At 55.7% G+C, this 17,173-nt stretch carries 16 protein-coding genes and 1 pseudogene; 8 read left to right on the top strand and 9 right to left on the bottom strand.

The features are described from left to right. The first annotated feature begins 53 nt into the window (after nt 1–53). The 3 genes from MWU60_RS02820 (at nt 54) to MWU60_RS02810 (ending at nt 2,552) form a co-directional block, all read left to right on the top strand. Nucleotides 54–800 carry a class I SAM-dependent methyltransferase gene (locus MWU60_RS02820; protein ID WP_247225526.1) on the top strand — a complete coding sequence of 249 codons (747 nt, stop codon included), beginning with the start codon at nt 54–56 and terminating at the stop codon, nt 798–800. A 3-nt stretch (nt 801–803) separates the two neighbouring features. Then, nucleotides 804–1,475, top strand: a complete 672-nt coding sequence (locus tag MWU60_RS02815) for a class I SAM-dependent methyltransferase (RefSeq protein ID WP_247225525.1) — start codon at nt 804–806, stop codon at nt 1,473–1,475. A 105-nt stretch (nt 1,476–1,580) separates the two neighbouring features. After that, entirely contained in the window at nt 1,581–2,552 is a 972-nt protein-coding gene (locus MWU60_RS02810) for a glycosyltransferase family 2 protein (protein ID WP_247225524.1), read from the top strand. Between the two features lie 2 nt (nt 2,553–2,554). Here the strand turns inward: MWU60_RS02810 and MWU60_RS19570 are convergent. Together MWU60_RS19570 and MWU60_RS02795 are read right to left on the bottom strand one after the other, a co-directional pair. Next, a pseudogene (locus tag MWU60_RS19570) lies at nt 2,555–3,312 on the bottom strand (FkbM family methyltransferase). Nucleotides 3,313–3,487: 175 nt separating this feature from the next. Continuing rightward, nucleotides 3,488–4,201 carry a hypothetical protein gene (locus tag MWU60_RS02795; RefSeq protein WP_247225521.1) on the bottom strand — a complete coding sequence of 238 codons (714 nt, stop codon included), beginning with the start codon at nt 4,199–4,201 and terminating at the stop codon, nt 3,488–3,490. A gap of 151 nt (nt 4,202–4,352) precedes the next feature. Here MWU60_RS02795 and MWU60_RS02790 point away from each other — a divergent pair, with 151 nt between their 5' ends. Together MWU60_RS02790 and MWU60_RS02785 are read left to right on the top strand one after the other, a co-directional pair. Continuing rightward, nucleotides 4,353–5,378 carry a glycosyltransferase family 2 protein gene (locus MWU60_RS02790; protein ID WP_247225520.1) on the top strand — a complete coding sequence of 342 codons (1,026 nt, stop codon included), beginning with the start codon at nt 4,353–4,355 and terminating at the stop codon, nt 5,376–5,378. A gap of 108 nt (nt 5,379–5,486) precedes the next feature. Next, nucleotides 5,487–6,350 carry a hypothetical protein gene (locus tag MWU60_RS02785; protein WP_247225519.1) on the top strand — a complete coding sequence of 288 codons (864 nt, stop codon included), beginning with the start codon at nt 5,487–5,489 and terminating at the stop codon, nt 6,348–6,350. Nucleotides 6,351–6,473: 123 nt separating this feature from the next. Here MWU60_RS02785 and iolG read toward each other — a convergent pair whose 3' ends face one another. Genes iolG through iolD form a run of 6 tightly spaced genes read right to left on the bottom strand, consistent with a single transcriptional unit; the run spans nt 6,474 to nt 12,834 of the window. Next, entirely contained in the window at nt 6,474–7,466 is a 993-nt protein-coding gene (gene iolG, locus MWU60_RS02780; RefSeq protein WP_247225518.1) for an inositol 2-dehydrogenase, read from the bottom strand. A gap of 4 nt (nt 7,467–7,470) precedes the next feature. Further along, nucleotides 7,471–8,298, bottom strand: coding sequence for a class II fructose-bisphosphate aldolase (locus MWU60_RS02775; RefSeq protein WP_247225517.1), 828 nt, complete (start codon nt 8,296–8,298; stop codon nt 7,471–7,473). Beyond that, nucleotides 8,295–9,137 (bottom strand): 5-deoxy-glucuronate isomerase, encoded by an 843-nt coding sequence (locus MWU60_RS02770; RefSeq protein ID WP_247225516.1) that lies wholly within the window; start codon nt 9,135–9,137, stop codon nt 8,295–8,297. The genes MWU60_RS02775 and MWU60_RS02770 overlap by 4 nt, the downstream gene beginning before the upstream one ends. A 12-nt stretch (nt 9,138–9,149) precedes the next feature. After that, nucleotides 9,150–10,130, bottom strand: coding sequence for a PfkB family carbohydrate kinase (locus MWU60_RS02765; RefSeq protein WP_247225515.1), 981 nt, complete (start codon nt 10,128–10,130; stop codon nt 9,150–9,152). After that, the gene (locus tag MWU60_RS02760) at nt 10,127–10,963 is read right to left on the bottom strand and encodes a phytanoyl-CoA dioxygenase family protein (protein ID WP_247225514.1); all 837 of its coding nucleotides are present in this window, start codon (nt 10,961–10,963) and stop codon (nt 10,127–10,129) included. The genes MWU60_RS02765 and MWU60_RS02760 overlap by 4 nt, the downstream gene beginning before the upstream one ends. Continuing rightward, nucleotides 10,963–12,834: a 3D-(3,5/4)-trihydroxycyclohexane-1,2-dione acylhydrolase (decyclizing) gene (iolD, locus tag MWU60_RS02755; RefSeq protein ID WP_247226157.1), complete on the bottom strand. Its 1,872-nt coding sequence runs from the start codon at nt 12,832–12,834 to the stop codon at nt 10,963–10,965. The genes MWU60_RS02760 and iolD overlap by 1 nt, the downstream gene beginning before the upstream one ends. 121 nt (nt 12,835–12,955) lie before the next feature. On the opposite strand from iolD, the gene MWU60_RS02750 reads away from it, so the two are divergent. From MWU60_RS02750 to MWU60_RS02740, 3 genes are read left to right on the top strand one after another with little or no spacing between them, the layout of a single operon-like run. Next, on the top strand, nt 12,956–14,059 hold the full coding sequence (locus MWU60_RS02750) for a Gfo/Idh/MocA family oxidoreductase (protein WP_247225513.1): 1,104 nt from the start codon (nt 12,956–12,958) through the stop codon (nt 14,057–14,059). A gap of 27 nt (nt 14,060–14,086) precedes the next feature. After that, a complete protein-coding gene (locus tag MWU60_RS02745; RefSeq protein WP_247225512.1) occupies nt 14,087–14,977 on the top strand; it encodes a TIM barrel protein in 891 nt (296 codons plus the stop codon). Between the two features lie 26 nt (nt 14,978–15,003). After that, nucleotides 15,004–16,158: a Gfo/Idh/MocA family oxidoreductase gene (locus tag MWU60_RS02740; protein ID WP_247225511.1), complete on the top strand. Its 1,155-nt coding sequence runs from the start codon at nt 15,004–15,006 to the stop codon at nt 16,156–16,158. A gap of 18 nt (nt 16,159–16,176) precedes the next feature. Here the strand turns inward: MWU60_RS02740 and MWU60_RS02735 are convergent, their stop codons facing one another. After that, nucleotides 16,177–17,172, bottom strand: coding sequence for a LacI family DNA-binding transcriptional regulator (locus MWU60_RS02735; protein ID WP_247225510.1), 996 nt, complete (start codon nt 17,170–17,172; stop codon nt 16,177–16,179). Nucleotide 17,173 lies beyond the last annotated feature (1 nt).

Here is a 17,173-nt window from a genome sequence, read left to right as displayed (position 1 = left end):
CCTCTGCACCATGATAGGCAAACGCATGACGCTGCAAGAAGGACGCCGGTGATTTGGGAATTGACAACGCATTTGGCATTAAACTCATCGAAACCGCAGGGTTGGTAGCTAACAAGTCTTCAGGCGTGATGCTGGGCCGACAGGGCATGCACATCGGACCTAACGGGCGACGCTATTTTCGGCAGGCGCTGCAAGCCGCTGATCTTCCAACTGATCTTAGTCATTATCAGCAGGATGACGGATTTTCCGAGACGTTTTTTGCGCAGATCGGGTATCCCGCGATGAAGTCCATGGATTATTCGGACTATGAGGCATGCGATTACACCCACGACTTGAACGAACCGCTTCCCAAAGCGTTACGCGGAAAATTCGATGTCATCGTCGATGGCGGTACGATTGAGCATGTTTTCAACACACCCCAAGCGCTCGACAATGTCTTTCACATGCTCAAGGACGATGGCATTTTCATATCTGTCAACGGAATGACCGGATGGGCCGGGCATGGCTTTTACCAATTCAGCCCCGAGCTTGTCTGGCGGTACTGGCAAGATACGCGGCGGTGCATTGTTCACACCTGCGATGCTGTCCCCATCAACCCAGCGACCCCCACAATCCAGGTTGCAGACACAGGCAAAGCTGGATCGCGGTTTCGCGGACGTGACATGCAAGGCCGCTGGTATCTTTATTACGTCATCCAAAAACCGCCCAACGCAAACGCCATCGAAAAGGTGCAAAATGTCCAGCAGGGCGACTATGCTGTGCGTTGGGACAACGCGCCCCAACAGCCCCTAAAGAGATAGCTCATGATGAACCTGACCGATCTTGCCGATAAATATGGATCTGACAAAGGTTCAACAAAGCACAGATACACTGAGCTGTATCACATGCTGTTTCAGCCCTTCGTGGATCGTCCCATCACGTTCATGGAAATGGGTTTGCTGATCGGCGGGCCTGAGCATGGGATCACAGCAGACCGCGAGACAAAGGATTTACCTTCGATCCGTATGTGGTTGGAATACTTTACAAAAGCACAGATCATTGGCTTGGATATCTCTGACTTTTCATGGTTTGAGCATGAGCGGTTTTCATTCCTGCGCTGTGATATGGACACCCGCCCCAACATTGAGGCCGCAACAAAAGACCTGTCCGACCTCGACATCATCATAGATGACGCGTCGCATGCCTCCCACCACCAACAGAACGCTTTTCTGACCCTGTTTCCAAAGCTGCGTTCAGGTGGGCTATATATTATTGAAGATTTGCGCTGGCAGCCGCCACCTTATGAACAAAGTGGTATCACGAAAACCGCCGCGCTGTTTCAATCCTACCTGCAAGATCGGGCGTTTACGCATAGCGACCCATCGGTTGGCGCTGAGTTTGATGCGCTCCGCGATCAAATGTCCGGCTGTTTTGTCTTTCAGGTACGCTATCAAAAGCAACGCCGCGATCAGGTCTTGGTGGTGCATAAGCGCTAGGCAAGGCGCGCGCGACATGCTCATACCGGGGCAGGGACCTACTTCGTCGCAATTATCCATTGGCTGTGAAACAGCATAATGACATAAGCTGTTGCGAACAGTTGAATGGGATCGCAGATGCACTTTGCCGTCGCCTCTTGTATGCGCAACGAAGCGATCTTTGTGCTTGAGTGGATCGCGCACCAGCGTTTGTGTGGCTTTCGCACGATCATCATCGTGACCAATGACTGCACAGATGGGACCGACACCATTTGTGACCAGATCGCAGCATCTGATCCTGATTTCATCCATATCAGAAGCACGTTGGGGCCCGAAGAGTCGCCCCAAATCAAAGGGATGGAGCAGGTTTTTGAACTGCCCGTTATAGGCGACGTGGATTACCTGCTGCACTGCGACTCCGATGAGTTCCTCAACATTGATGTGGGGAAAGGGCAGGTGGCTGATCTTATTGCCGCCACGGGTGACGCTGATTGCATCGCACTTGCCTGGCGCCCGTTTGGTGATGCGGGTAACAAACGCTGGGCTGGCGGTTTGGTGACAGAAAATTGCATGCAATCGGCTGCGGTCCTGCGGCCAAGCTTTACGGTGCATAAATCACTTTTCCAGCCATCACGCTTTCAGCGTGCAACCGATCATATGCCCAAGGCACCCAACGCCCCGGACGTCAGTCTGGTCAATACGCGTGGCGAACCCATGCCCACCGCGTCGCTATTCCATCCACGCCATGCACGGTTCCGCCGAACACCGCCCGAACTTTTCACTTGGGACAACGCCTGTATTTTTCACTATGCGATACGATCCGAGGACGTCTTTTTGATGAAAAACAATCGTGGCGATGGCATGGGGCGCGAGACGCAGCGCTATCATCTGAACTCCAAGTTTTGGCGGCGCAACAATAAAAACGATGTCATGGTGCCGGTATCACTTGATCGGCTCAGCCGCATCAGGCGCATCGTCGAAGACTTGCGCGAGATTCAAACGATCAGGTCGATTGAGGCCAAGGCGCTAGAGGATTTCATCAAGATAAGCCGCGCATTTTTGTCACCGCAAAAAGTCGATGAACTGACTATCCGCTAGGGTCAGTCAACCCTATCAGGCAAAAGAGCGATATATTCCGAAATGCCTGCGTCCGGAATGCTTAGAGGGTCTTGAAGCATCTCAAGCAGCTTCAAGGTGAGATCATGGCTGTGGAAAACGGCGTCGGACAGTAGTGCAAGGTGCTTCAGGCGTTCATCTGAGAGCGCGCGTAAATCCAGCAGATTGCGGATAAAAACGGCGTCGCCATCAACGGATTGATTGCGATGACCGCGCGGTCTGAGATGCGCTGAAAGCGTTGTGTGCAACATGATCTGGCTGAGTGATACAAACTTGTGCAGGTCAAACCCAAGCGGTCGCAGCGTTTGCATCTGCGCATCCAGCAGTGGTTGATCTTTATAAAGCGGAACAAACGCGACTTCGGAATAAACCACGATTGCATTGCTCAACTTGGTCAGGCCATTTTCAAAGACGTTTTGTTCACCCCCTTGAATATCTATCTTGAGCATATCAAAATCTTGAATTTCAACAATGTCATCAAGCGTTGGGTTTGAACCGGGATATGTTCTACTACACGCATCATTGCGCGCCATCGCCCGGCATATGTTAAAAAATCCTCATTCGCTTTCAGCAGGGATGTAAAACCGCTGGCCCTACAAACATTCAGGATCCCATCTTCGCCATTCCCAACCGCATAAGGCAGAACGGTTCGGTTTGGGATAGGATTGTTTTGCAAGTCTTCAAAAGGGTCGGGCTGCGGCTCAAACCCTGTGACCTCGGCCAATCCTGCGTCAAGCAGCATATCATAGGGGGCAGGGTTAATGGGACTTGCACCAACATCAACGATCCGCGTGAGTCGCTGTGGTTTCACCAAGTCACGAAGCAACTTGATACGCTGAATGTCTTGTTGCGAAATCGGCCTGTTCCTTATCTTGTCGTCGGGGGTACATGGCGACATTTGCATCCAGCCGTTTGTGTCAAACCGGCCGATGCAAATCCAGTGGTTCTTGCAAAGCCTCGCGAAAGGCCCGTGGACGGCCTGCAATCGCATAGCGCGTGGCCACGCCCATCAGCTTCCCTGACTTCAACCTGCGACCAACCGCATGGCCGGCTTTCGCCACCAAGTAGTGATGGATGTTGGGGCCCTTTGGAAACCGTGACCAATGTGGCCGTTCCAGATCACCACCACCATGCAGGATAAAATACAAACACTCTGGTGTAATCGCGTCCGCAAGTGGAGGCGTGGTAAAACTTGCGATCTTGTCGCGGTATTCTTGCCAGCGTGTTTCTTCGGGCACGACCGCGGGGTCAGCCGAATACTGGGCCGAGATTGAAAAACAACAGGTCGCACCCAGCGCCTTGGCAAAAAGAACCGCACCATGACCGCCCATTGAGTTGCCGAACGTCACCGTCTCGGCAATTCCATGTGCTGCGCGATACCGTTCAACCACGGCCACAATTTCATCGAAAATGCCCGGATCATTGTACCAACTGCGCAGTGTATCCGCGACGAACAACACATGATTGCGCCCGCCTTGCGTGCCATAGCCCACGAATTCTTCATCCTGCGCGCGGGTCTCTGGTTTTCCGATACCGGTAAATGACACGACCAAACGTGGGTCTTCACCGGTCAGGAAGGTCGCTTTGACACGATCAGATGTATGAAAGGGCTGCGGGGCAGGGTGCTGCATCCGGTGGTCTTCTTTCCTCAACGCGTTTGCTTTGGGGCAGCATTCGCATAAAACGACCTCTGCGAAAAGCACACAACACGCGCGCTCGTCTTGTGCGACAGTTGATTTGTCCGATACTGCTACAAACGCAACATCTTTGAGAGAGCGCCTGATGACCAAAGCCCCCCAATGCACGCTTGTCGGCACGGTCAAGGATGAAGGACCCTATCTGCTCGAATGGATTTGCTACTATAAACTCATCGGCTTCGACCAGATCGTGATCGCGTCAAATGACAGCAGCGACGGCACGCGGCAAATGCTCGATTATCTCGACACCGTGGGTGAGATCACGCATATCGAAAACTCAGGTCAGCCCGCAGGTACGCATGCGGACCCGCAAAATCGGGCTTACCAACGCGCGTGGCAGCTGGATGATGTGCAAAATGCTGACTGGGTGCTGATCGCTGACGCAGATGAGTTTCTGAATATCCATGCAGGCGACGGCACGATGACTGCGCTTTTTGCAGCGATCGCCGACATGGGGCAGGGGCAACCCGACCTGATCTCGGCCGTCTGGCGGGTGTTTGGAAACAGCCAGATCAACGCATTTGTCGATGAGCCGGTGATCGCTCAATTTGATCAGGCAGCACCTCAGGGCGTTCACAGAATTCAGCGATACACAGCCTTCAAAACGCTGTTTCGTCCGAAATTCGTCGCCCGTCCCAGCATTCACCGACCGCGCCTGAAGCCACGATTTCGCGACGGTTTGCGCCCGTGCAATTGGGTCAACGGATCGGGAGAACCCATGCCCTCAAGGTATCTGACCCAAGGCTGGCGGTTTTTTGAGGAAAGCTACGGCGACCAACTCGTCTCAATGAACCACTATATGATCAAGTCGTCAGAGGCATTCTTGATGAAACGGTATCGGGGCACAGCCAACAGCGCCGATCAGGAACGAATAGATTTCTCATACTTCGACATGTTCAACGCCAATGACACGTCCGACACATCAATCCAACGTCATGTATCTACCCTGAGGGGCGCCTTATCCGATCTAAAGACGCGACACCCATTCGCGGCGCAATTACATGAACAAAGCATCGCGTTTCATCGCAAAAGAATATCGGATGCACGTGATGCTGTGCTGGCAAGCGACCCGGACATGGCGATCAAACTGGGTCTCAGCGCCGAACGCTAGCATGATACATCAACAAGGGCAGGTGCCTGCAACGCCCGCAGCCCGTGTCGCTTGACATTACCGCAGTGGCTTTCCAAAAGCGATAAAAGCTGTCTGAACGGAGCTCTCATGGCCAAACTTCCAACGATCGGCGCACTTTGGATTGGCGGGTCATTGACGTGGCTTGAACAGCTTTGTCTCAAGTCTTTTATCGCACATGGTCATGAGGTTTTGCTGTTCACATATGGCACCGTCAAAAACGTACCAGACGGCGTGAAAGTCTGTGACGGACGCGAGATCGTCGATACAGAGCATTTCATCCTGCATGAACGCACGCAAAGCGTGGCGCTGTTCTCTGACTTATTCCGGTTTCACATGATCAAGGCCATGCCCGATATCATCTATGTCGATACGGACGTGTACTGTCTCAAACCGCTGGTCTTCGATGATCCATATCTCTTTGGCTTTGAAGTCTATCGCGATCCGCAATCGTGGCGGCTGAACGGCGCTGTACTGCGGCTGCCACCTGACTCAAAGCTGCTACATAAGATGCTGGATTTCATGGAAGATTTTCATCCGCGGCCCGCATGGGTGCCGCGTCGGTTTCAGGCCGAAATGCAGGCAAGGTTTGCGGCTGGCAACCCAATGGATGTGACTGAGCTGCCTTGGGGGATTTGGGGACCGCTGGCGATCACAGCATTCGGACAAGAAACTGGCGAAGTTTCACACGCCAAAAGCGTCGACGTGCTTTACCCAGTGCCGTTTCCAGAACGGCGCATCTTGCTGAAAAGACCCGGCAAGACACTCGCATATCTGACAAAAGACAGCGTCACGATCCACATGTGGGCGCCCATCAAAAAGCTCGCCGCCAATCGGTTCGATGGGCTATGCCCACCAGACAGCTATGTCGGGCAGCAACTGAAAAAACACGGTATTGCCGCGGAAAACGCACCTGTGCCCGTGACCCACAAACGGGAAGTTACGTTTGACTGAGTGACACTACGTCGTATTGGTTAGCATAGATATATAACATAATACCAATTATGCGTCTTTTCATAACATCGTAGGAAGATGGTTCTGCGTGGCTACCACACCACGACCCGCTGCCGTGCCTCGCTACACGGGCAATGGCTTGGCCTGTCCATCACGCGCTGCCGCGTCGGCCGCATCGGCGAGTATTTGCGCTTTCAAACCATCCTCACCCGTTGGCGTCACAGTCGCACCGCTTTCCAGAGCAGCCACAAAATGTGCCATCTCCGCCCTGTACGCCGCCGCATAACGTTCCAGAAAAAACGGCTGCGTGGGCGATTTACGCATCCCCTGGCCGTTGGACAGTTCAACGGTGTTTTCAAGCATATTGTCAGCGCGCAACATCCCCGTGCTGCCGTGCGCTTCGATCCGCTGATCATAACCATAGGTCGCGCGGCGCGAGTTCGATATCTGGCAGAGCTTCCCCGATGCCGTCTTCAACGTCACGACAGCGGTATCAAAGTCACCTGCTTGCCCGATTTCAGGATCAACCAAACAAGACGCCGTTGCCGTCAGTTCCACCGGCTCTTCGCCCAGCAAGAACCGCGCCATATCCAGATCGTGGATCATCATATCCCGAAAAATACCGCCCGAAGTTTTGATATAACCAATCGGCGGCGGCGCTGGATCGCGTGACAGGATGGTGACAAGTTCAACATTCCCAATGACTTGCGCCTCTATCTGGCCTTGTAGATAGGCAAAGTTTGGGTCAAACCGCCGGTTAAAGGCCGTCATGAACGGCACGCCCGCCTTCTCGACCACAGTCAGGCAATCGTGGATACGCGCGACCGACAGATCAATCGGCTTTTCGCAAAAGATCGCTTTGCCTGCTGCGGCTGCCGCATGGATCAAGTCATAGTGCGTTGTGGTTGGCGTACCGATGATCACAGCGTCGATGCCCGGATCGTTGATCATGGCGTCCGCATCCATGACCTTGGCACCCGTCACAGCGGCTAGCGCCGCCGCCGCCTCAGGCATCGCGTCTGCCACGGCAGCGGCGCGTGCGTTTATCATGCCACTCAACGTCGCACCATGCACTTGCCCAATGCGCCCACAGCCCAAAATACCAATGTTAATCAACGCCCTAGCCTTTCAAATTGCGCAGCACCGTTCGGGCTGCGGCCATCACGGGATCATGTGTTTCCTTCAGGATACTGACCCGGTCAAACCGGTCCGGGTCGCTGTTTACAGCCTCACGCATCGCAGCGCCAAAGGCCATCCGCAGTTCGGTGCCAATGTTGAACTTGCAGATATTTGTGTTCTTTGCCAATGCCTTACGCTGTGCGACAGGCACACCAGATCCGCCGTGAATGACCAAAGGCACCGATGTTACCGCTTGGATCGCTGCAATTCGCGGCTCATCCAGCCCACCCTGTTTGTCTTGCTGCAGGTGAACGTTACCAACGGAAATCGCCATCGCATCCACACCGGTCTCGGCCGCAAACTGTGCAGCCTCTGCTGGATCAGTACCGGCCGATTGTTCGCCACCTGAGTAGCCGACAAACCCAATTTCTCCCTCGCAAGAAATACCTGAATTATGCGCCATTTCAGCAATTTGAAGTGTTTCTTTAATGTTGTCTGCAAACGGTTTGCGCGACCCGTCGAACATCAATGAGGTAAAGCCTGAATCCAACGCCTCGGAACATTCATCGTAGGTATAGCCATGGTCCAGATGCGCCACGACTGGCACGGATGCCTCTTCTGCCAAGTGCCGAAACATGCGGCCCAGGACGGGTAAAGGCGTATGCGCCCGGCACCCCGGCCCCGCTTGCAGGATCACGGGGCAATTCTCGGCCTCGGCTGCGGCCACATAGGCGCGCATATCTTCCCAACCCAAGCAGACCAAACCGCCCACGGCATGCCCGCCCTGCAACGCCGGTTGCAGCACATCTTTCAGGGTCACCAAGGTCATTTGAACTTGGCGATCATGTCTTTGATGCCCGGGATCGTTTCAATCTGATAGGCATGGCTCGGCTGGAAGTACTGGATCAAACTACGCTGCGACAGCCCGCCCAGAATGGTGAAATAATACATCTGGTAACCCGGCAGCACCGCGCAGGGGTGATACCCGCTATCCAGACAAATCGTGGAGCCATCAACGATGTGATAGGCGTCCCCTGCCTTGCCGTCTTCGCGCTGGAGCATCTGCACGCCTGATCCGTGGTTCGGCTTGAAGCGGAAGTTATAGGTCTCATCATGCCGCGTCTCATCAGGCAGACGATCGGTGTCATGCTTGTGCGACGGAAAGCCCGACCAGCCACCCTCGCCTACGGTAAACAACTCAGACACCAGTAGGCGACCGACCTTGCCGTGATACTTGGTGCCCAGAATATGCTTGATCTTGCGGTGGGTTTTCGTGTCGTCGGACCCGTATTGCACCAAGTCTAACTCATCCGCGCGAACGGCAAAAGGATCCAGCACTTTATCGTAACGCGCACCGCAGACAAAAACCTCTGCCGCATCAGACGTACAAACCATCGTCGCTTTTGCACCGACGGGCACATATACGCCTTCCGGTTCGCCATCCCAAACGTCTTCGACGCGATTGCCGATGCCATCCGCCTTGAACCCTTCGATATCAATATCAACGGTCCCTGTCGCAGGTGCGATACAGGTTTCATACCCCGGCACAGTGTATTCGAACGCCTGCCCCCTCTTCAGCTTGACGATGTTGAAATAGTTCAGCGGCACGGTCGGATCATCCACATCGACGATCGGTTTGTTCTGGTTGTCAAATGGGGCAATGTGCATGGCTCTATTCCTTTAAGCGTCAGTCGGGCCGGGGTGATCGGTCATGAATTTCGTCAATGTTGGCGTGTTGGCCATCGCAGGTGCGCAGCCGGGGCGTGACACGGTGATGGACGCACAGGCAGAACCACGCAGGATCGCGTCATGCAGGCTTTGCCCTTCGGCGAGCCCGGTCACCATGCCCGCCATAAAGCTATCCCCTGCCCCTGTAGGCTTCAGCGCCTCCACCGGCCAGATGCCTGTGTGGATTTCTTCGCCATTGGCGAAGGTCACAGCCCCCTTCTCGCCCATCTTATAGACGACGATTGTGGCAGTGTCTTCGGCGAGCGCTTTGGCCTTGGCGAGGCCCTTGTCGATGCCCCCGGCCATAAAGCCGAACTCTTCGTCGTTGCCCACAATCATGTCTGATTGCGCCGCAGCACGGCTCAGGACATCTGCGGCAACTTCTGGCGAAGGCCAGGAATACGGGCGGTAGTCCACATCAAAGATGATGGGCAAACCAGCGATCTGGGCGCGCCCAAATGCGTCAAAGGTAGCCGAGCGTGAAGGTTCCGCCGCAAAAACAGTGCCTGCCGTAATCAGCGCGCCGAACTTGCCATAGTCCACGGCAGCCACATTACCGGCATCCATCTGAAAATCAGCCGCAGCGTTGCGGTAGATCACATTGCGATGCCCTTCCACGCGGCTTTCATAGAACGCCAATGAGTTGCGGTATTCGCCGCCCACTGGCGTGACATATTCAGTGCCGACGCCGTAGCGCTTCAATTGCCCGATACAGTAGCTGCCGATGCTGTCATCGGACACGCGCGTGACCAAAGACGCCTGCCCACCCAGCTTGCAAATGCCAGCGGCGATATTGGCGGATGATCCACCAAGACCTACGGTGACGGTTTCGGCATCCTCGGTCGCGACGCCCGGATCGGTATAAAGATCAATGCCTGCCCGCCCTAAGACGACAAAGTTATTCGCTTTGATCCCATCCAGTAACTTGCTCATTTGCGGCCAATCGTGTTTTGGGCTGCTGCCTGATCAAACGCCTGCGGATGTGGATATTTCAACCCCATCAGCTGCCGCAAATCGTCCGATGCCTCGTCCAAGAACCCTTCCGGCAATGCCGCATGCATTTCTTCAATCGGGGTCAGCCATTTTGGGGCGTAGTTGATCAAGACGGCACTGCGGTCGATCTGTGACGTATTAGGCATCGCACAGTGCCAAGCGGCCCCAAAGAACAAAGCAACATCACCGGGTTCGCCCAACATACGCTCGCATTTTCCATAGAAATCATCCGCTTCAGTGGGATAGCGCAGTTCCTTTTGCGACCCCGGCATATAGGCTGTCGCACCCGTTTCTTCGGTGAACGGGTCCAGCAATATGGACACCTGCGCGTTCATCGGGAATGACGCGTTCAGCCCAATGGGATGCGTTTCAGCCTTGTACATATCCCAATAAGGATAATCGACATGCGGCTCCTGCCCCGGTCCGCCGGGCAGAATACGATTGGCCGCGATCGAGCCCATGATGAACTCGGTTCCCAAAAACCTGCGCAGGACCTGCATAATAAGTGGGTGAGCGGCCATATCCGCAAACACATCACCCTTGGCCAGCAAGTTCCACACACGGCGTTGCAGATGCAATGCGCCGTCCTCTTCCGCTTGCCCTTGGAAATGGGTCACAGTGTCAGCCTCAGCCGAATGCTGGTGAATGATCTGACGCGCCTCGGCGATTTGCATATCCGAGAACAAACCGGACAGCAGCACAGCGCCTTTGCCATGCATCAGCTCATGCGCGATCTTGTCGGGATCGACTGTTTCAAGCGTAAACCGAAGCATCAAACACCCTTCCGCTGTTTGCCACGGCTGCTTTCCCAATCAACATGGGCATCATGGACCTTCTCAGACTTCGTGATGTGCGGTGTGCCGACTTCCCACCAGGCATGACCCTCAGTCGTCCAACCCTCATAGGGATCGACCTTCATGCAGATGACGTAGGTGTTGGTGGCGGCCTTTGCGCGCATGAAAGCGGCCTCAAGCTCTGTCGGCGAACTGACCGTTTCCGCATCTGCCCCCATCGACTTTGCATGCGCCTCAAAATCAACGCCCACCTTTGCAGTCGCAGTCGGCGTATCCACGATCAGGTTGTTGAAACTTTCGTTGCCGGTGTTGTTTTGCAGCTTGTTGATGACGGCAAAACCACCGTTATCCAACAAAAGGATAATTAGCTTTTTCTCAGTCAAAACAGAAGAATATATGTCGGAGTTCATCAACAAATACGACCCATCCCCGGTAAAGACGATCGTATCCTGCTCCGGTTCCATCTGAGCCTGCGCGATGCGCGCACCCCAACCACCCGCAATCTCATATCCCATACAAGAGAACCCAAATTCGACGTCAACGGTGCCGATATCAAGGGTTTTCCAGTTCGCGGTCACTTCCGCAGGCAAACCACCTGCTGCCGCAACGACACGGTCGCGCGGATCACATAGGCGGTTCACTTCGCCGATGGCCTGCGCATAGGACGCAGGGCCGTTGCCCACACGGGTATTCTCGGCCACGTAATCATTCCATCTGACGCGCTCTTGCTGCGCTTTCGCCGTCCAACCCTCCGGTGCTTGGTGACCGGCCAAGTCAGCCGTCAAAGCCACCAGCCCCAACCGGGCATCGCCCACCACAGTCGTCGATAGATGCTTGGCCGCATCATGGCGCGCGGCATTCAGACCAATGATCTTGGCGTCATGGGCAAAAGCGGTCCAAGACCCGGTCGTAAAGTCCTGCAACCGCGTCCCCACGGCCAGGATCACATCCGCCTCTTCCGCGATTGTGTTGGCCGAATCCGAGCCCGTCACACCAATCGGCCCGATATTCAGCGGATGGTCATGCACCATATTCGCCCGTCCCGCGATCGTTTCGACGACAGGGATGCCCGTCGCCTCGGCAAAGGTGGTCAATTCAGCGACTGCGGCAGAGTATTGAACACCACCGCCTGCAATGATCATCGGTCGCTTGGCGTCTTTCAGCATGGCGACAGCCTGCGCGACTTCAAACTCATCAGGTGCCTGACGGCGTACACGGTGCACGCGCTTTTCAAAGAAGCTAACAGGATAGTCATAGGTCCACCCCTGCACATCCTGCGGCAAGCCGACGAACGCAGGCCCGCAGTCAGCCGGGTCCAGCATCGTGGCCAAGGCGGCAGGCAGCGACTGGATCACCTGTGCGGGATGCGTGATCCGGTCCCAGAAACGGCTGACCGCCTTGAAGGCGTCATTCACGCCAAAGGTCGGATTGCCGAAATGCTCCAACTGCTGCAACACAGGGTCAGGCAGACGCGTCAGAAACGCATCACCGCACAGCATCAGCATCGGCAAACGGTTGGCATGGGCGAGTGCCGCCGCTGTCAACAGGTTCGCGGTCCCCGGCCCCGCCGACGCCGTGCAAAACATGAACCGCTGCCGTTTATACGCCTTGGCATAGCCCGCAGCCGCAAACCCCATCCCCTGCTCGTTCTGCCCACGATAAAGCGGCAGTTCCGCGCGGTGTTCATAAAGCGCCTCACCCAGACAGGTCACATTGCCATGCCCGAAAATACCAAAGCCACCACCACACACCCGCGTCTCGACGCCATTGGCGACGATCCATTGGTTTGATAGGTAACGAATGATCGCCTGCGCTGTGGTCAGTGTGACAGTTTCGGGTGCTTGCCCCATGATGTTCCCCCCGGCAATGCGCACGAATTGTGCTTTGGTCACGATTGCTTATTGACCTGCGACCTAAAAGAACGATACCAAAATTGCAACCGGTTGCAACCGGTTTTTGGGAGGGACATCCGTGACAGAGATCGGCATCGGCATTGTTGGCGGCGGCTACATGGGCAAAGCGCATGCCGTGGCGCATTCCGCCGTGGGTGCGATTTTCGACACGGCCCTGCGACCACGGTTGGAGATGGTCTGCGCAACCAACTCTGCATCGGCTGAGAAGTATCGTGCTGCCTATGGCTTTGCGCGCGGCACCGCAGATTGGCAAGCATTGGTAAACGACCCACGGGTCGAGGCTATCGTCATCGCCTCACCCCAATCCACGCACCGGGAAATTGCAGAAGCAGCCTTTGCCCTGAACAAACCTGTCTTCTGTGAAAAACCCCTTGGCGTCGATGTCGCCGACAGCCGCGCGATGGTGGCGGCGGCAGAAAAATCCGGGCAGATCAACATGTCCGGCTTTAACTACATCCGCACCCCCGCCTCGCAATTCGTGCGTCAGATGCTGGAGGCCGGCGAAATCGGCGAGATCACTGGCTTTCGCGGCGAACATACCGAAGATTTCATGGCCGACCCAGATGAGCCTGCCACATGGCGCAGCCAGGGGCAGGCGAACGGCTGCATGGGCGACCTCGCCCCGCATCCGATCAACTGTGCGCTGCGGCTGATGGGGCCGATTACGGAGCTGATTGCAGAGGTTGAAACTGTGATCCCCGAACGCCCCGGCGGGACCGTGACCAATGACGACCATGCGCAAATCATGTGCCGTTTTGCGTCGGGCGTTTTGGGCAATATCTACGTCAGCCGCGTCGCAACGGGCCGCAAGATGGGCTACAAATACGAAATCACAGGCACCAAAGGTGCGATCTACTTCGACGGCGAAGACCAAAATGCCGTGCATCTTTACAAAATCACAGGGCCGACCGCACAGCGCGGGTTCACCAAGATCCTGACCGGCCCCGAACACCCTGATTACAAACCCTTTTGTCTGGGTCCCGGCCACGGCACTGGTTATCAGGATCAGATCATCATTGAGGCCAAGGATTTCCTGACCGCAATCCATACGGGCCAAAACATCTGGCCCACGTTCCGCGACGGGATGGAGGTGAACCAGATCGTCGCCGCCTGTCACGCCTCATCCGCCGCGCGCAGCTGGCAATCCGTTTCCGACTTCTAAAGAAAGCCCAAAAATGAAAGCCATGTCATGACCATCAAAATCGGCAACGCGCCCTGTTCTTGGGGCATCGAATTCGCCTCTGACCCCGCCTACCCCACATGGCAATCGGTACTTAGCCAATGTGCGGGTGCGGGCTACAAAGGGATCGAACTGGGGCCCATCGGCTACATGCCCGAAGACCCCGCGATCTTGCGCGATGAGTTGGCCAAGAACGACCTGAACATCATCGGCGGCGTTGTTTTCCGCCCGTTCCATGATGCGGCCAAATGGGACGAGGTCATGGACGCCTCCGTGCGCACCTGCAAGGCGCTCGTCGCCCATGGCGCGCAGCACCTTGTGCTGATCGACAGCATCTCACCGCGCCGTGCACCCACCGCAGGGCGCGCCGATGAAGCCGAACAAATGGACACCGCCGAATGGACCGCCTTCCGCGACCGCATCGCGACCATCGCCAAGATGGGGGCCGAGGAATATGGTCTGACTGTGGGCATGCATGCCCATGCTGCGGGGTTCATCGACTTTGAACCTGAGCTGGAACGGCTGTTGGATGAGGTGGATGAAGGTATCCTGAAAATCTGCTTCGATACAGGCCACCATTCCTACGCAGGTTACGATCCTGTCGCGTTCATGAAACGACACATCGACCGGATCAGCTATATGCATTTCAAGGATATTGACCCCGTGGTCAAAGCCGATGTCGTCGCCAAGCGTACCGATTTTTATGAAGCCTGCGGTAAGGGCATCTTCTGCAACCTCGGTCAGGGTGATGTTGATTTCCCTGCCGTGCGCCAAGTGCTGCTGGATGCCGGTTTCGAAGGCTGGTGCACTGTCGAACAAGACTGCGATCCGTCCATGCCCGGCACGCCGTTAGAGGACGCTGAGAGCAACCGTAAGTATCTTGAATCAATCGGCTTTTAAGCCCTACGTATCGAAAGACAAACGCCATGACAAAACTCAAATGGGGCATGATCGGCGGCGGTGAAGGCAGCCAAATTGGACCGGCACATAGGCTTGGTGCAGGGCTCGATAGCCTGTTTGAATTCAGCGCAGGTGCGCTGGATCACCGGCCGGAGTACGGCATTGATTATGGCCAACGCCTTGGGCTTGGCGACCGCGCCTATGGCGGCTGGGAAGACATGCTGGAAGGCGAGAAAAAGCGCGACGACCGGGTTGATCTGGTCACCGTCGCGACACCCAATTCCACCCATTTTGAAATCACTAAAGCGTTCTTGGAAAACGGCTTTCACGTCCTGTGTGAAAAGCCCATGACGATGACCGTCGAAGAAGGCGAAGAGATTGTCGAGATCGCCAAGAAAACCGGCAATATCTGCGCGGTGAACTACGGCTACACCGGCTATTCGCTGGTCCGCCATATGAAAGCGATGATCGCGCGCGGCGACATCGGCAAGGTCCGTCTGGTCAACGCCGAATTCGCCCACGGCCACCACGCGGATGCGACTGATGCCGATAACCCCCGCGTGCGCTGGCGCTATGATCCGGCACAGGCTGGTGTGTCTGCACAGTTCGCCGATTGCGGTATCCACGCGATGCATATGGCGAGCTTTGTGGCGGGTCAGGAAGTGACGAAATTGTCAGCAGATACAGTGTCTTGCATTGATGTACGGACGCTGGAAGACGACGCGATGGTGAACTTCCGCATGGATGGCGGGGCCGTTGGGCGGCTCTGGACCAGCTCAATCGCGATTGGGCGTCAGCATGGTCTGGGCATTCAGGTCTTTGGTGAAACCGGCGGCCTGCGTTGGTCGCAAGAGCACCCCAGCCAACTGTACTACATGCCCTTGGGCGAGCGGTTGCAAATCATCGAACGCGGCGAGGCGAACCTTTCGCCAGAGGCGGACCGGACCACCCGCGTGACCATCGGGCACGCCGAAGGGATGCCGCTCGCTTTCGCCAATATCTACACCGATCTGGCCGAGGCGATTTCTGCACGCAAAGAAGGCCGGACTATGGATCCGGCGGCCAATCTATACCCCCGTGCCGAGGATGGGTTGCGGTCGATGGCGGCTGTCTATGCGGTGGCTGAGTCTGGCAAAGCAGAGGGCAAGTGGCTGGACGCGCGCCCACCGATGTTCAGGTAAGGTGGATCAAAATCCACCTTACGGCAAAGGACGCAAAGTGCCCCTTTCCACAATCGTACAAGCAAACAACCGCGCCTCCGGGTAGCGGTTGTCGTCCTTCAGGGACGCTTCGATCAGCTCAATCGACGATGCGATGATCTGCTTGATCGGGTTGCGGATCGTGGTGAGGTTGATGTTGGCCCATCCCGCCATTTCCATGTCGTTTAGTCCAATGATACCAACATCTTGCGGGACATTCATATCTGCATCTTTGATGGCCGACAACGCTCCGATGGACAGCACATCATCACCACAAAAATAGGCCTCAGCCGGGCTGGATTGCAGCAGGTGCTGCATCTCTGTTCGCCCCGCATCAAAGGAATAGTTGCTGGCATAGCTGACGGTCATCTCCACATCTGAGGCATTCACAACCTCAGCAAACCCCGCGAAGCGATCCTGCGTTGAGGTTGCCGATTTTGGCCCTCCCAAAAACGCGATGCGCTTGTATCCGCGATCAATCAGCGTTTGCGCGGCCATGCGACCGGCTTCAATGTTGTCGATACCCAAGACGTTTACCTTTGGGCTGGGTGACTGCCTGCCAAACGAATGGACAACCGGGACGCCCGCCTCTTTGAACCCTTCGGCAAAAGTTGCGGGCAATGTCGACGACGCCACGATCACGCCATCGACAGAATAGGCGCGCAGCATGCGGATCGAATTTTCGGGGTTCACTTCATCAGTCAGATTAACCAACAAAGGTCGCAAGCCGCGTGATTGCAAACCTTTGGTGAAAAGATCGAAAACCTCTAGGAAAATCGGATTGTGAAAGTTGTTGGACACCAGCCCAATCAACTTGGTCCGCCCCGTCGTCAAAGACGATGCAAGCGCATTAGGGCTATAGCCCAAAGCATCTGCGGCCTTTTCGACCTTGGCGCGCGTTTTTTCGGAAACGGACGCGCCTTCTGTATAGGTGCGCGACACAGCAGAACGGGATACCCCCGCACGTTCCGCAACTTCTTTGAGCGTCACTGCCACG

The sequence above is a fragment of the Yoonia sp. F2084L genome, from assembly GCF_023015625.1.
GTDB lineage: Bacteria > Pseudomonadota > Alphaproteobacteria > Rhodobacterales > Rhodobacteraceae > Yoonia.
The sequence above is the reverse complement of the archived record's forward strand: the minus strand, read 5'-3'. Positions and strand labels throughout refer to the sequence as shown.